This is a genomic window from Bacillus sp. BC05(2025) (assembly GCF_056725905.1).
In genome coordinates this window covers 33,003-48,419 of record NZ_JBWYRA010000006.1, presented here as the reverse complement: position 1 = coordinate 48,419, position 15,417 = coordinate 33,003, and the positions used below count along the sequence as shown (strand labels likewise).

19 protein-coding genes and 1 tRNA gene are annotated in these 15,417 nt (G+C 38.5%); 8 read left to right on the top strand and 12 right to left on the bottom strand.

Features of this window, described 5'->3' with window-relative positions:
- Positions 1–34 precede the first annotated feature (34 nt).
- From gap to ACZ76X_RS19155, 5 genes are all read right to left on the bottom strand, one after another.
- The gene (gap, locus tag ACZ76X_RS19175) at positions 35–1,039 is read right to left on the bottom strand and encodes a type I glyceraldehyde-3-phosphate dehydrogenase (RefSeq protein ID WP_000161236.1); all 1,005 of its coding nucleotides are present in this window, start codon (positions 1,037–1,039) and stop codon (positions 35–37) included.
- 26 nt (positions 1,040–1,065) lie between these two features.
- Entirely contained in the window at positions 1,066–2,094 is a 1,029-nt protein-coding gene (gene cggR / locus ACZ76X_RS19170) for a gapA transcriptional regulator CggR (protein WP_048528176.1), read from the bottom strand.
- Between the two features lie 135 nt (positions 2,095–2,229).
- Complete coding sequence (locus ACZ76X_RS19165; RefSeq protein ID WP_306186636.1) at positions 2,230–2,475, bottom strand: glutaredoxin family protein; 246 nt, start codon at positions 2,473–2,475, stop codon at positions 2,230–2,232.
- A 9-nt stretch (positions 2,476–2,484) separates the two neighbouring features.
- Entirely contained in the window at positions 2,485–3,792 is a 1,308-nt protein-coding gene (gene rpoN / locus ACZ76X_RS19160; protein WP_479851385.1) for an RNA polymerase factor sigma-54, read from the bottom strand.
- 259 nt (positions 3,793–4,051) lie between these two features.
- Positions 4,052–4,127 (bottom strand) — tRNA-Arg (locus tag ACZ76X_RS19155).
- 205 nt (positions 4,128–4,332) lie between these two features.
- Here ACZ76X_RS19155 and ACZ76X_RS19150 point away from each other — a divergent pair.
- The 8 genes from ACZ76X_RS19150 to clpP all read left to right on the top strand — a co-directional run bounded on the left by ACZ76X_RS19150 (position 4,333) and on the right by clpP (position 9,072).
- Entirely contained in the window at positions 4,333–4,539 is a 207-nt protein-coding gene (locus tag ACZ76X_RS19150) for a DUF1657 domain-containing protein (protein ID WP_000216166.1), read from the top strand.
- Positions 4,540–4,632: 93 nt separating this feature from the next.
- The gene (locus ACZ76X_RS19145; RefSeq protein WP_479851505.1) at positions 4,633–5,118 is read left to right on the top strand and encodes a YhcN/YlaJ family sporulation lipoprotein; all 486 of its coding nucleotides are present in this window, start codon (positions 4,633–4,635) and stop codon (positions 5,116–5,118) included.
- Positions 5,119–5,148: 30 nt separating this feature from the next.
- Entirely contained in the window at positions 5,149–5,625 is a 477-nt protein-coding gene (gene spoVAC / locus ACZ76X_RS19140) for a stage V sporulation protein AC (protein WP_063263108.1), read from the top strand.
- The gene (spoVAD, locus tag ACZ76X_RS19135; protein WP_479851384.1) at positions 5,626–6,642 is read left to right on the top strand and encodes a stage V sporulation protein AD; all 1,017 of its coding nucleotides are present in this window, start codon (positions 5,626–5,628) and stop codon (positions 6,640–6,642) included. It abuts the gene before it with no gap.
- Complete coding sequence (gene spoVAE, locus ACZ76X_RS19130) at positions 6,639–6,989, top strand: stage V sporulation protein AE (RefSeq protein ID WP_000575922.1); 351 nt, start codon at positions 6,639–6,641, stop codon at positions 6,987–6,989. Before spoVAD ends, spoVAE begins: the two co-directional genes overlap by 4 nt.
- An 11-nt stretch (positions 6,990–7,000) precedes the next feature.
- Entirely contained in the window at positions 7,001–7,207 is a 207-nt protein-coding gene (locus tag ACZ76X_RS19125) for a DUF1657 domain-containing protein (protein ID WP_000215900.1), read from the top strand.
- A 20-nt stretch (positions 7,208–7,227) separates the two neighbouring features.
- The gene (locus tag ACZ76X_RS19120; RefSeq protein ID WP_306186620.1) at positions 7,228–8,097 is read left to right on the top strand and encodes a DUF421 domain-containing protein; all 870 of its coding nucleotides are present in this window, start codon (positions 7,228–7,230) and stop codon (positions 8,095–8,097) included.
- A 393-nt stretch (positions 8,098–8,490) separates the two neighbouring features.
- Positions 8,491–9,072: an ATP-dependent Clp endopeptidase proteolytic subunit ClpP gene (gene clpP, locus ACZ76X_RS19115; RefSeq protein WP_001049162.1), complete on the top strand. Its 582-nt coding sequence runs from the start codon at positions 8,491–8,493 to the stop codon at positions 9,070–9,072.
- A 522-nt stretch (positions 9,073–9,594) separates the two neighbouring features.
- On the opposite strand, the gene ACZ76X_RS19110 is transcribed toward clpP, so the two are convergent.
- From ACZ76X_RS19110 to trxB, 7 genes are all read right to left on the bottom strand, one after another.
- A complete protein-coding gene (locus ACZ76X_RS19110; RefSeq protein WP_000250307.1) occupies positions 9,595–9,843 on the bottom strand; it encodes an HPr family phosphocarrier protein in 249 nt (82 codons plus the stop codon).
- A 23-nt stretch (positions 9,844–9,866) separates the two neighbouring features.
- Entirely contained in the window at positions 9,867–10,817 is a 951-nt protein-coding gene (whiA, locus tag ACZ76X_RS19105) for a DNA-binding protein WhiA (protein ID WP_097840930.1), read from the bottom strand.
- An 89-nt stretch (positions 10,818–10,906) separates the two neighbouring features.
- Positions 10,907–11,860: a gluconeogenesis factor YvcK family protein gene (locus ACZ76X_RS19100; RefSeq protein ID WP_479851383.1), complete on the bottom strand. Its 954-nt coding sequence runs from the start codon at positions 11,858–11,860 to the stop codon at positions 10,907–10,909.
- 3 nt (positions 11,861–11,863) lie between these two features.
- The gene (rapZ, locus tag ACZ76X_RS19095; protein WP_000138459.1) at positions 11,864–12,745 is read right to left on the bottom strand and encodes an RNase adapter RapZ; all 882 of its coding nucleotides are present in this window, start codon (positions 12,743–12,745) and stop codon (positions 11,864–11,866) included.
- Positions 12,746–12,765: 20 nt separating this feature from the next.
- The gene (locus ACZ76X_RS19090) at positions 12,766–13,224 is read right to left on the bottom strand and encodes an NUDIX hydrolase (RefSeq protein ID WP_001190080.1); all 459 of its coding nucleotides are present in this window, start codon (positions 13,222–13,224) and stop codon (positions 12,766–12,768) included.
- A gap of 228 nt (positions 13,225–13,452) precedes the next feature.
- Positions 13,453–14,259 carry a DUF368 domain-containing protein gene (locus ACZ76X_RS19085; RefSeq protein WP_479851382.1) on the bottom strand — a complete coding sequence of 269 codons (807 nt, stop codon included), beginning with the start codon at positions 14,257–14,259 and terminating at the stop codon, positions 13,453–13,455.
- 165 nt (positions 14,260–14,424) lie between these two features.
- A complete protein-coding gene (gene trxB / locus ACZ76X_RS19080; protein ID WP_142337499.1) occupies positions 14,425–15,381 on the bottom strand; it encodes a thioredoxin-disulfide reductase in 957 nt (318 codons plus the stop codon).
- Positions 15,382–15,417 lie beyond the last annotated feature (36 nt).

The following is a 15,417-nucleotide window of genomic DNA, read 5'->3' as shown; positions in this document are numbered from 1 at the left end:
TCGTTTTGTCATTGATAGCTTATATAATTAAGAATTAAAGACCTTTAGAAGTCATGTAAGCTGCTAAGTCTACTACGCGGTTAGAGTAACCAGTTTCGTTATCGTACCAAGAAAGTACTTTAACCATGTTACCTTCCATTACCATTGTAGATAATGCATCGATTGTAGAAGAAGCTGTACATCCGTTATAGTCGATAGATACTAATGGCTCTTCGCTGTATCCAAGGATACCTTTTAATTCGCCTTCAGCTGCTGCTTTGAATGCTGCATTTACTTCTTCAACTGTTACTTCTTTGTCAAGTTCAACAACTAGGTCAACTAGAGAAACGTTAGCAGTTGGAACACGTACAGCGCCACCGTTTAATTTACCTTTAAGCTCTGGTAATACTAATGCTACAGCTTTAGCTGCACCAGTAGATGTTGGGATCATGTTTTCAGCTGCTGCACGAGCACGACGTAAATCTTTGTGTGGTAAGTCTAAGATTTGTTGGTCGTTAGTGTAAGAGTGAATTGTTGTCATCATTCCGCGTTTTACGCCGAATTTTTCGTTTAATACTTTAGCGAATGGAGCTAGACAGTTTGTAGTACAAGAAGCATTAGATACTACGTTGTGGTTAGCTGCATCGTATTGTTCGTGGTTAACACCCATAACTACAGTGATATCTTCGTCAGAAGCTGGAGCTGAGATGATAACTTTCTTAACTGATCCACCTAAGTGTTTTTCAGCGTCTGATTTTTTAGTGAAACGGCCAGTAGATTCTACTACTACTTCTACTCCGTAGTCGCTCCATGGTAATTGAGCTGGGTCACGCTCAGCGATAACTTTAATTTCTTTACCGTTAACAACGATGCTGTTTTCGTTAGCAGATACTTCTGCATTTAAAGTTCCGTGAACTGTGTCATATTTTAAAAGGTGAGCTAAAGTTTTAGCATCTGTTAAGTCGTTGATTGCTACTACTTCTACCTCAGAGTTGTTAAGAGCTGCGCGGAATACGTTACGTCCGATACGTCCAAATCCATTAATACCAATTTTAGTCATTTGAATTTCCTCCTTGGGGGATTATATTAAAGGGTAATACCCTTTGTTAACTGTTTTGCTGCACCTTCATCTGTAATTAGAATTGAAGTGTGCCCTTGTTTAATTACAGCCTGTATTGCCTTTGCCTTTGAAGAACCTCCAGCGACTGCAACAACGTGAGATACATTTTGTAAATCCTCTAGTTGCATACCAACTGTTCTTACTTTATGAACTACATTTCCTTGTTCATTAAAGTAGTAACCGAAAGCTTCGCCAACTGCTTCGCTTGCCTGAATCTTTAACCAATCTGCTTCTGAAGTATTTCTGCGACGTGCCATTGTTAACGCATCACCTATTCCATGAATGACGATATTGGAAGATCGAATCAACTCAAGAACTTCTTTCACGGAAGGCTCTGTCACAATAGACGCATATGCTTCGCTACTAACATGGTCTGGAACATACAATAAGCGATAATTACTCATCGTATTTTGCGCCATTTTGGCACAAATGGTATTGGCTTCTAATTCGACGCCTTCTCCAATTCCACCACGTGCTGGGACAAATAGCATATGTAAATCTTTGCAATCAAGCTGCATCATGTCCGCAGCAGCAGCTAGCGTAGTTCCTCCAGCCACAGCAACGATATTATTCGCTGTCAGACGGTCTTTTATACAAGTCACACAAGCACGGCCCATCTCCAGTTTGACCCAAGGTGATTCATCACTATCACCAGGGACAACGAAAACTTCATCCAAGTCTAATGTTTCCTTAAGTTGCTTTTCTAAAACCTTTAACCCGGAAATTTCTTTCATAAAGTCTTCCAAAGCAAGAACTAAAGCTGTTCCTTCTTCTGTCAAAGTCATTCCAGAAGAAGCGACGTGAACTAAGTTTTGTTCTTTCAAAACTTGAACCTCACTTCGCAATACTCGTTCTGTCATACCGAGACTTGCTGATAAGTTTCTTCTTCCAATCGGCTGCATGAGCCTAATGTATTGAAGAATCTGCATTCTCGTTTGCATAACAGGTAGCAGATCAGGTAATAATTTTTTTGTGTTCTGAATCCATGAGCGCATATTTTTTCTCCTCACTACATCGGTTCATTTTTCCTCGTGGTCACTTTACGTCCCATAGTGACATTTTGTGTCCCACACAGGTTAAAAAAATAATCCCTGCTACGTGTATTATTGTAACAGGAGATAGAAACTTATTCAACTCTTAACTGCATTCTTTATATAGTTTATTATGACACCTTTGTGAATGTGACCATATTCTACTTGTTTTCCGTCTATTTCTACAACCGGAATCATTAAGTGGTATTTTTCTAAAAGGTCATTATCTTCATATATATCTATTTCCTCGATTTGAAAAGAATATTCACATTGTACTTCCTGTAAAACTTGTTTCGCCTTCACGCAAAGGCCACAATCTTTTTTTGTATACAGTACAACTTTCATCTTCTTCACCTATCCGATCGTTTTTCGTAATGACGACGCTGGAATATGCATTTGTTCTCTATACTTTGCTACTGTTCTTCGAGAAATAACGATTTCATGCTCTTCTTCTAACAATTTTGAAATCTTTTGATCTGAAAGTGGCTTTTTCTTATTCTCCGCCTCAACAAGCGTTTGAATAAATTGTTTTACACGCTTTGTAGAAACTGCTTCATCCTCAGTGGTTGAAACGGCATTACTAAAGAACGATTTCATCTCAAATAAACCGTGTGGTGTTTGCACATATTTATTTCGCGTTGCACGGCTAATTGTAGATTCATGCACGCCTAACTCTTCTGCTACTTCTTTTAAAGCAAGTGGCTTTAAATACTCCGGACCTTTCCAGAAGAAATCACGTTGTTTTTCCATAATAATGGTCATCACTTGCAGAAGCGTTTGTTTTCTCTGTTTCAAACTACGCATAATCCACTGTACATGCTGATACTTTTCTGATACGTAAGATGCTACTTCGCTTTCACTATTATTAAGAAGCGCACTATATTCAGAATGAATTTCGATTCTCGGCATATTCCTCTCATTCATTTGTAAAACGAGACGATCGCCATCTTTTTTCACCGCCATATCAGGCACAATATAAAGTGGTTTATCAGAAGAAAACGCAAGACCTGGTTTCGGCTGCAGGGACGTAATACAGTTCACCGCCGATTGCAATTCCTCATTACTACACTTCAGCACTTGAACGAGCTTTCGCCAATCTTTCTTCACGAAATAAGCGAAATGGTCTTCTACAACCTCTTCTGCTAATCCGTTCCGCCTTTGTAAGCGCTTCAATTGCAAAGTTAGACATTCCTGAATATTACGCGCTCCTACCCCTGCTGGCTCAAGTGATTGGACAAGCTCTACAGAGCGTTCAACTACATGAAGCGGTGCAGAAAGGAGATTTGCTAACTCCTCGTTCGTTTCTTGTAAATACCCATTCCCATCCATGTTCATAATAATGAAAGAGGCTATTTTTCGCTCTTCTTCATCTATTTTATAATACTGTATTTGATTTAATAAATGTTGCTGAATCGTTGTGGAATCCACACTGTAGATTTCCATCTGATTCTCGACTTGTTTGCTGGTACTTTTACTGTTGTTAGAGCTCTTTTTCTTCTCCCTCTCAAAACCACCTAACTCAATAAGGGGATTCTCTAACGATTGCTCATACAAAAACTCCGATAATTCTTGTACATTATACTGGAGCATTGTAATCGCTTGCCTTAACTCTTGTGTCATTGCCAAACGTAAGCTTTGTTCTTGTAAAAGACTTGCCTTCAAACTAATCTCCCCCTTGTTTCTATTGTACAATAAGTTTGGTAAAAGGAGAATCCTATCGCAGACACCCATTCCAAAATATTATTAATTTATATGTATTAATGAGATTCACAACTTACAACCGAAATTTGAATAATATTGAAAGAAAATAATAAGTCATAAAAATTATTATCAAGTACTAATAGTAAATCTTATTATCAGATATAACAAGAGGGAAATAAAAAAAGTCCTAACCTACAAAACGTAAGTTAGGACTTTTTGACGCGCCCAGAGGGATTCGAACCCCCGGCAGACGTGGTACCGGAAACCACCGCTCTATCCGACTGAGCTATGGGCGCATGATTATAGAAAATACTTCATTTTCTTTTCATAATAATAGCAATAAAATCCATCTAAATCAATAAAAATATCCTCGTAATCCTTTGTGCACCCTAGTTATGAATATATTAACAAAGTACTATCCCCTAAATTTTCCAATCATAAATTCACCTCAACTCACAAATTATAATCTTTGAATTGATATTCCAAAGGGGGCTTCATTCAATGACTGTAATTACAAAACTAAAGCAAACTGTTTCTGGATTAAAAAGTGCACAAGCTAGCTTAGAGGGATTCGCTCTTGATACGGATAACCAACAAGCGAAGCAACTTTTCCAAACAGCTGCGCAGCAAACACAAACGATTATCGATTCTTTAAACCCACGTGTTGAAGAAGTCCAACAAGAAGAACCACAATACTCACAGCAATAACGAATTCGTCATGCTGTGAAATAGAAAAAGGATGATATGCAGTCATCCTTTTTCTATCACATTACATATTGCAATAGAAACGGAATGATAATCATGCGAAAACTCGGCCTCATAACCGCGTTATTTGCCCTGTTATTTAGCTCTTTTACCGGGTGTGATAATAGTCCCTTGGATAAAAAAGTGAAAGAAGAGGCAAAACGAACAGAGAAAGAAAAAGGTCCAAAATTAACAAAGACGAGTACGGAATCCTTTAATCAATCTATATCACAAGGAGCCAAGAAAAGAGCTCTCGCTATGGATGAAATTATAAAAAGCACAGCAGTGAATTCAAATTTAGATCTCTACATAGCAGTTACACCTGAGCATCACGAAAGATTTGGATTAAAGCCTCTCCGTAAGAAGCTTCAAAAGCAGCTAAGTGATGAGTATCCTACTTTCGATGTTCGTGTAAGTACAGATAAAAAAATCTTTATATTACTTGAAAAGCTTGAAAGAAAAATTAAAGAAAAAAAAGTATCTAAAGATGAAATTAATAAGCAATTAAAACTCATTGGGAAAAAAATGGAGTCTAACACTTAACGCTTTTTTAAAAGAAAAGGAAGGATTGCAATGTCTAGTAAAGATAAAAACTTAACTCCTGTACAACAGGAATATAAAAAATTCGAACAAGAACGTGAACCGAAGCGTCCTGTCTTGAAAAATTGTATTAAAGCCTTTTTCGTCGGTGGTTTTATTTGCTTCATTGGACAACTCATTTCTACGTTTTATATCACATATTTTGATTTCACTGAACGCTCGGCGGGAAATCCAACAGTCGCAACTCTTATTTTCATCTCGATGTTACTAACTGGGTTCGGTGTATATGATCGTCTCGGTCAGTTTGCAGGTGCTGGGACAGCTGTACCTGTCACTGGATTTGGTAACTCTGTTATCGCCGCATGTATCGAACACCGGACGGAAGGGTTTGTCCTTGGCGTTGGCGGTAACATGTTCAAATTAGCTGGTTCTGTTATTTTATTTGGTGTATTTTCGGCTTTCGTCATCGCACTTATTAAAACGATTCTCGTTCAATGGGGAGGGCTATAAATGTTACAAGGACACCGAACGTGGGTATTTGAAAACAAACCAGTTATTATTTCGACAGGAGTCGTTGGCGGGCCATTTGAAGCAAAAGGAAAAATTCCAGAAGACTTCGATATCCTTCATGAAGATTTATGGCTCGGACAGGATTCCTATGAAAAAGCACATAAAATTTTATTTGAAGAAGCTTGTAGCCGCGCTACTGAAAAAGCAGAACTTCGTAAAGATGATATTCAATTCGTACTCGCAGGAGATTTAATTAATCAAATTACCCCTACAAGCTTTGCTTGCCGTACACTAGGCACTCCTTATCTCGGGTTATTCGGTGCTTGTTCTACTTCTATGGAAGGTTTAGCACTTGGGGCAAGTATCGTAAATGCAAAAGGTGCTAAATATTTATTAACCGGGGCATCAAGTCATAACACTGCTGTAGAAAAACAATTCCGCTATCCTACCGAATATGGTGGACAAAAGCCACCTACTGCACAGTGGACAGTAACCGGCGCCGGAGCTGCTATTTTAAGCGATACTGGACACGGTCCCCGGGTAACATCCGCCACAATCGGAAAAGTGGTTGATATGGGATTAACAGATCCATTTAATATGGGAGGCGCAATGGCTCCAGCTGCCGTCGATACAATTGAAGCTCATTTACGTGAACGTCAAATTGATGCCTCTTACTACGATTTAATCGTAACAGGCGATCTCGGACATGTAGGACGCGAAATTGCTTATGACTTACTACATAAACACGGAACAAAAGTAACGAGCGAACAGTTTCAAGATTGCGGGCTACTCATTTATAGAGAGGGGCAACCTGTCATAGCTGGTGCTAGTGGACCAGGATGTTCCGCAACAGTCGTTTACGGTCATTTATTAAACCGAATGAAAAGAGGAGAGTTCAAAAAAATACTTGTCGTTGCGACAGGCGCTTTACTATCTCCCCTTACATTCCAACAAGAAGAAACGATTCCGTGTATCGCTCACGCCGTTTCGATTGAATATGGAGGTGCAACGCAATGATTTTCTTCTGGGCTTTCGTCATTGGTGGACTCATATGTGTAATTGGCCAACTTATGTTTGATGTCGGCAAACTAACCCCTGCTCATACAATGGCAACACTTGTTGTTGTCGGCGCTATACTAGACGGCTTTAACCTGTATGAACCATTAATTGACTTTGCAGGTGCCGGTGCAACTGTACCCATTACAAGCTTTGGTAATGCCCTCGTCCACGGCGCAATGGAAGAAGCTGCAAAACATGGCATCGTTGGCGTTATTACCGGCATGTTTAAAGTAACGAGTGCCGGTGTATCTGCAGCTATTATTTTCGGCTTCATTGGAGCTCTGCTATTCAAACCGAAAGGATAAGAGGTGTTTGTATGACAGTTATCGCTAGCGTTAAAACTTGCCTTGCTAGTGTAAGGGGCGCTCAAGCAAGTTTAAGCTCCCTTTCACTACATTCACAGGACGCGGAATCAAAACGCGTCTTTCATGAATGTATGTTAGAAATGGACAGCATCATCGCTGATTTACAGAATAGAGTTTCAGTATTAGAACGTGAAGAACCTCAATATAAAGGGTTTTAAGTAGACTGGAGGAAATGACTATGTCTCACCTGCCGGAATGGACACTTGTCATTCTTCGCTCTGTATTCATATTAATTATTTTATTCGCTATTACAAAATGGTTAGGGAAAAGACAAATCTCTCAGCTTTCCTTCTTTGAATACATAGCCGGGATGACAATCGGTGACATCGCTGCCCAAGTATCTACAGGGCTCGATTCAAAATTTTTTCACGGCGTCTTTGCGATACTCATTTTCGCTGTGGTACCTTTTTTAACAGGAATCCTCTCTTTAAAGAACAAAGCAGCTCGGGACTTCTTTGAAGGGAAATCTACCGTATTAATAAAAGATGGAAAGATACTCGAAGACAACTTAAAGAAAGAAAAATATACAAGTGACGAATTACTGGAACTTCTCCGTGGAAAAGATGCTTTCAGCGTAGCTGATGTTGAATTTGCTGTACTAGAACCGAGTGGAGAATTAAATGTATTATTAAAGAAGGATCGCCAACCTCTTACAGCAAAAGACATCGGCTTAAAAGTAGCAAACGAAAAAGAACCACAAACTGTTATTATGGATGGAAATATATTAGACGAACCTTTATCCTCTAGTGGGCATAACCGTGCTTGGTTACATTCTGAATTAGAAAAACTCGGTGTTGTCATCGAAAACGTCTTTCTCGGTCAAGTTGATTCATATGGACAACTTACTATCGACATTTATAATGACAAACTACAAATGCCTTCTCCTCAAAACAAACCTTTATTATTAGCATCTTTAAAAAAATGTCATGCTGATCTTGAACTATTTTCCCTAGAAACAAAGTCGAAATCAGCGAGCGAAATGTATAGTAAAAACGCGAAACAAATCGAAAAGATTTTAAATAAAGTAACCTATCTTTTAAAAGAATAAAGTGAAACTTTAATCAGTGCGGGTTTTCTTCATCCCCCCTGATTATTAGCCCTCACCAATCGGACTTTTATGGGCAGTTGATCCCCCACCTAACTTCTTTGCTTTCGCTGAATTCTGAGGTGGGGATTTTACTGCCCACTAAAGCGGGGTAAATATCGGAAGAACGCTTCAGTAAAAAGGCGTTCTTTTCTTTTTTTCTACAGTTTTTATAACGTTTAAATTTATGTAATTCGGTTATGATGTTGAAGATACATAAGCAGGGAATTTCAAAAACATAGCGAATATTTCATGGTACAACTACATATTTTTTTGATTTAAAGTGGTTTCGTTTGACCTTTATTGACCATAATTGTATTATAAGACTAAGAAAGCTTTAGAAGGAGGAAATAACAGATGAATTTAATTCCTACAGTAATTGAACAAACAAATCGTGGAGAACGCGCTTACGATATTTACTCTCGACTATTAAAAGACCGCATCATTATGCTTGGTAGCGCAATTGATGACAACGTAGCTAACTCAATCGTTTCCCAGCTTTTATTCTTGGAATCTCAAGATCCAGAAAAAGATATTCACATCTACATCAACAGCCCTGGTGGTTCTATCACAGCAGGTATGGCAATTTACGATACAATGCAGTTTATTAAACCACAAGTATCAACAATCTGTATCGGTATGGCTGCATCTATGGGTGCATTCTTACTTGCAGCTGGTGAAAAAGGAAAACGTTATGCACTTCCAAACAGTGAAGTAATGATTCACCAACCACTTGGCGGAGCACAAGGTCAAGCGACTGAAATCGAAATCGCTGCTAAACGTATCCTATTCTTACGTGAAAAACTAAACCAAATTCTTGCTGACCGCACAGGTCAACCACTTGAAGTACTACAACGCGACACAGACCGCGACAACTTCATGACAGCAGAAAAAGCTTTAGAATACGGTTTAATCGATAAGATCTTTACAAATCGTTAATAACTAAAAGCGGAAGTGGCTCGTTCAGAATCGCAGGGTGTTGGAGCTTTTACATCCGAGGCGCTTTTTTCCTCGAATGTAAAAGCGAAACAACCGGAGATTCTAGCCGCTGGAGCTAGATATAACTAAAAGCGGAAGTGGCTCGTTCAGCTCTGACTGGCTAAGGTTCTTTCGCATAAAAGGTGATTTTTGCCTTCTTATGCGGAAGGTTCTTAGACACGAAGAGCTAGCTGCTGGAGCTAGATACACTAAAAGCGAAAGCGCCCTATTACAGGGCGCTTTTTTATATGTTGTTCTCCTCTCACATACCCCACCTAGTATCACCTTAAATATATCGGCGATTTTTCAAATATATCGACCGTAACTCCAATTATATCAGCGATTATTTCAATATATCGACGATTCTACACAACTTATCGACTTACCGACAATTCTCGACAAGCGCGCACCCCTACATACCCCCATACCCCCACAAACAAACCCCAAACAACAAAAAAGCTATCGCACGCGCGCGATAGCTTCTTATTGTACATATGCAGCTAATGCTTCTAAAGCTTCTTCTGCATCTGAACCTTCTGTTGTAATTGTTATCATGCTACCAGTTCCAATTGCTAAGCTCATAATCCCCATTATGCTCTTTGCATTTACTGTCTTTCCATCTTTCTCAATGAAGATATCCGCATGAAAACGATTTGCCTCTTGTACAAACAACGCAGCCGGACGTGCTTGTAAACCGTTTTTTAATGAAACCTGAACTCTTTTTTGAACCACAGCTCCATTTCCCCTTTACCCTCTTATTTTTTTGCTACCGTTTCCCCCGCGCGTAATTTCTCTGCAATATCATCAATTTTACGCAAACGATGATTAATACCCGATTTACTAATTTTCCCCCCGGATACCATCTCACCTAACTCTTTCAATGTTACATCTTGATAATCTCTTCGTAGTTGCGCAATTTCTCGTAGTTTATCTGGCAATATATCAAGACCAACCGTCTCATCAATGTAGCGGATATTTTCAATCTGCCTTAGCGCTGCACCAATTGTTTTATTTAAATTAGCTGTTTCGCAATTCACTAAACGATTTACAGAGTTACGCATATCACGTACGATTCGAATGTCTTCAAATCTTAAAAGCGCATTATGAGCACCTATAATATTTAAAAACTCTGTAATTTTTTCTGCTTCTTTCAAATACGTAATGTACCCTTTTCTTCTTTCCAACGTCTTACTATTTAAATCAAATCCGTTCATCAATTCACATATAGCATCATTATGTTCCTTATATAACGAAAAGATCTCTAAATGATAAGATGATGTTTCTGGGTTATTTACTGAACCACCTGCTAAAAATGCACCGCGTAAATACGATCGTTTACAACATTTCTTCTCAATTAATTCTTGCGATATATTTCGAATGAATGAAAAGTCATCTCGCACGATATGAAGATCAGCTAATATTTCGCGAGATTTCTCAACGAGTCTTACGATATATACGTTATTTTTCTTCAATCGCATTTTTTTACGAACAAGTAATTCTACCGTTACGTCATATCCTTTTTTCAAAAGCGTATAAATCCTTCTTGCAATTGCTGCATTCTCTGTTTGAATATCGATAGATAGACGACGATTTGAAAAAGAAAGCGATCCGTTCATGCGAAGTAACGCTGATAATTCTGCTTTCTCACAGCATTCCTTCACCTCTAAATTCGTCAACTCTTTCTTTGTTTCTGATGCAAATGACACAGCCAACACCTCCTTATACGATTATTGTGGAACAAAAATCTTGTCCTATATGAAATGAGGAGCGTTACCTCAAATGAGGCAACGCACATCTACAACAGTGAATATAAAATAGAAGCTAGTTTTAATGTATCGTGTCTTACAACACGGTCATCATACTTCGCTAATTGATCTTGAATAACATCAATATTGTTTTCAGTAAAACGTTCTTCGTCCACTACAACTGGTGCTGACATTTCTTCCTCATATAACTGACGTAATTCACAAGGAATATCACGGTTATTTACAATTGCAGTATCGATAAATGGTTTACCTAAATGATCATGTAACGCCTGCACATGGTCAAACGCAGTATATCCCATCGTTTCACCAGCTTGCGTCATAACATTACACACATATACCTTCTTCGCTTTTGCAGAAAGAACAGCGTCCCCGATTTTGTTAACAACTAAATTCGGTAATATACTCGTATACAAACTTCCTGGGCCGAAAACAAGTAAATCAGCTCGTTTAATCTCAGTCAACGTTTCATGTAACGGCTCTACATCTTCTGGAGTTAAAAAGACACGGTTAATCTTCTTCCCGTAATAAGGAATCTTTGATTCACCTGTTACAATTTCTCCATCTTCTAGTTCCGCATGCAGTACTGCACTTTGATTCGCTGCCGGTAATACACGTCCTCTAACATTTAACACTTTGCTCGTTTCCGTAATTGCATGGAAAAAGTCTCCTGTAATCGAGGTCATACCTGCCAACAATAAATTTCCTAACGCATGACCTTTCAGTCCGTCTCCCGTTGTGAAACGGTGCTGAAATAAAGCTTCCACCAGTGGCTCTACATCTGATAACGCAACAAGTACGTTACGAATGTCACCTGGAGGCGGAATTTCTAGCTCATCACGTAATCTACCTGAACTGCCACCATCATCAGCGATTGTAACAACTGCTGTAATATCAACTGGATATTGTTTTAATCCTCTTAATAATACAGAGAGTCCAGTACCGCCTCCCATGATAACAATTTTAGGTTTTCTCTCTTTTTTCATCCCTTAATGGCCCTTTCTCTTCTCCACATCACGATGAGATACATGAACGCTATACTCTGGTTTCAAATGTTTCCCAAGGTATTCTGTAAGCGTAACAGAACGATGCTGCCCACCTGTACATCCAATTGCAATTACAAGTTGACTCTTACCTTCTCTTTTATAATGAGGCAGCATGAAAGTGATAAGATCCGTCAATTTTTCTAAAAACTTATGCGTCTCATTAAATTTCAGCACATACGATGAAACTTCTTCATCTAGTCCTGTTAATGGCTTCATATGTGGAATGTAATATGGATTTGGTAAAAAACGAACATCAAATACTAAATCTGCATCAATTGGAATACCGTACTTAAATCCAAATGACATAACATTTACACGAAATGCTTGCTCAGTTTCTGTTGAGAACAAGTGAACAATTTTTTCACGTAATTCTTTCGGTTTTAAATCCGATGTATCAAGCACAATATTCGCTCGTGCCTTCATATCTGTTAATAAATTGCGCTCTGCTTCGATTCCCTTTAACGGCAGACCGGTTGGTGCAAGTGGATGCGAACGTCTCGTTTCTTTATAACGAGTTACAAGCGTACTATCTTTCGCATCTAAAAATAAAATATGAGGAATAATCCATGTACGTTCTGATAAATCATCAAGTGCTCCCCATAAATGTTCGAAAAACTCGCGGCCACGTAAATCAATACCAAGTGCCACTTTATTCATTTTCCCTTTTGAATCCGCCATAAGCTCAATAAACTTTGGCAATAACATCGGTGGTAAATTATCTACACAAAAATATCCTAAATCTTCAAAACTTTGTAAAGCTACTGTCTTTCCGGCTCCAGACATTCCTGTAATAATTACCATTTTTATATCATTATTCTCTGTCATCGTATCCTCTCCTTGACGGTTTAACTCGGATCTAATCGATATGAAAGCAACTCAAAATCTGGGGTATATACAAATGTACCGTAGATTATGCCATTTCCTTTAATTAAATAATCAATAATGTGATAATCTCCTGGTGCCATTGCTAAATCATCAATTTTATCAAATGTATGCCAACCAATGATGCCTTCTTCGCTCTCTAGTTTGTTTTCTCCTGCAAAATCTGTCGCTAAAAAGGAGAACATCATCCATTCAGAAACAACTTTATCACCTTCTTGGATGACAAAGGTGAAGACCCCCTTTAACGCTGGGTTCTTTAAATAAATACCTGTTTCTTCACGATACTCGCGAACAACGGAATCTCTTACAGTCTCCCCACGCTCCATTTTCCCGCCTGGTGCAACCCACCAATTCCGGCGAGGTTTTTGGAGTAAGAGTACTTCATTATCTCTAATTAACACACAGTTTGTCACTCTTTGCATGTTTCTTCACCTCAGCTACTTGCAGCAAATTTCTCACTGCATACTCATTTCATTATACTATCAAAAACAGTTTGCTACAACGAAGGAGCCAGTCCCCCTTTCGCTAAGCACTGCTACTCAACAATTTTAAAAAAGCTTTTTATAACAAGCAATGTAAATGCCTGGACTTTCAGTGAATAGCATGAAAAATCCCCTTAACGACTTTTATCGCCAAGGGGACTCCATCCCTTACTTCTTACCGAAATAAGTAACAATCGCAAATCCTAAAATAAAGGTAATAATTGAACTTATAATTGAGAATCCACCAGTCGGAATACCAGGGAACACAATCACAATCGAACCGATAACAAGTCCAATAATTGCCGCAAATGTCATACTTTTATAACGATCTAATAAGAAACTAATTCCTTTACTACTTACCACGAATCCTACCATAACACCAGCACCGATAACTAGAATTAAAGGTAAGTTCAGTGTAGTTAAAGCATTAATTGCTGTCGGATACACACCAATAATTAATAAAATAAATGATCCGCTAATTCCAGGAAGCAACATAGCCATACTAGCCATCCACCCTGCAAAAAATAAACCAATTGCATTTAAAATTGTTAACGTTGTAATTGGGTCTGCTGTCTTATCTGGTTTAAAGAAAGCTGTGATCGCAACAAGAATTGCTGCAACGATTAATAAAACAATGTGCTTACCTTTAAACGACGACTTTGCATCAGCTTCCCTCATTAACATCGGTAATATGCTAATAATTAAACCGAGGAAGAAAAATTGAGTCGGTTCATAATGATTCTCAAGTAAATATTTAATAACGTGACTTAACGTTAAAAACGCTGCCGCCACACCAGCTGCAAGGGGAATTAAAAATCCTAAATGTTTTTTCCATTCACGACTAAAGAACCCACTAATTGCTGCAAGCAATTGTTCATAAATCCCTAACACAACAGCGATTGTACCGCCGCTCACACCAGGAATTAAATCACTAACGCCCATACAAAATCCACGATATATATTACGCCATTCCATACTGAATAAATTCCTCATTTCTTATAGTGATTTTTTCCGTAAAGTTCAGTATATCAATAAGAAAGCTTATAATACCGATATTTTTTGACAAAACTTTGACATTTTCACACAAAAAAAGAAGAAAGCTCCTATCTGTAGCTTTCTTCTCAAAAGGTATGTTATTCCTTATTTTTCTGATACGGTTTTTAGTTCTTCTAATAATTCTTCAACGTAATGCTGTGCACTTTGTGCTGCGATACTACCGTCACCTGTTGCAGTTACAATTTGACGTAGCATTTTTTCACGAACATCTCCAGCTGCGAAAATACCAGGAATTTTCGTTTCCATACGCTCATTTGTTTCAAGGTAACCATTTTCATTTGTAATACCTAGTTCAACAAATGGTTTTGATAATGGTAACATACCGATGTATACGAATACGCCGTCAGTTTTGACTTCTTTCTCTTCTCCACTGTTTACGTCTACAAGTGTTACACTTCCTACTTTACCACTTGCTTCGTTAATTTCTTTAATCGTGTGGTTCCAAATGAAATCTACTTTCTCATTTTGGAAAGCACGATCTTGTAAAATTTTCTGTGCACGAAGCGTGTCACGACGGTGAACAATCGTTACTTTTGATGCGAAGCGCGTTAAGAACACACCCTCTTCAACAGCAGAATCTCCGCCGCCAATAACTACAAGTTCTTTCCCTTTAAAGAATGCGCCGTCACATACTGCACAATATGATACACCGCGGCCACCAAGTTCAGCTTCACCTGGCACACCAATTTTTTTATATTCTGCACCGCTTGCAACGATAATTGCACGTGCTTTATATTCTTTTTTACCAGCAATAATTGTTTTGTATTCTTTACCATCGATGACTTCTTTCACATCACCGTATGCATATTCAGCACCAAATTTCTTCGCATGCTCAAACATTTTATTTGATAAGTCTGGTCCTAAAATAGACTCATAACCTGGATAGTTTTCTACATCTTCTGTGTTTGCCATTTGGCCACCTGGAATACCGCGCTCAAGCATTAATGTGCTTAAATTCGCACGAGATGTATATACTGCAGCTGTCATACCAGCTGGTCCTGCACCAATAATAATGACATCATAAATTTTTTCTTCTGACACACCATTCACTCCTATTCATTCCTACACAATTAAGTT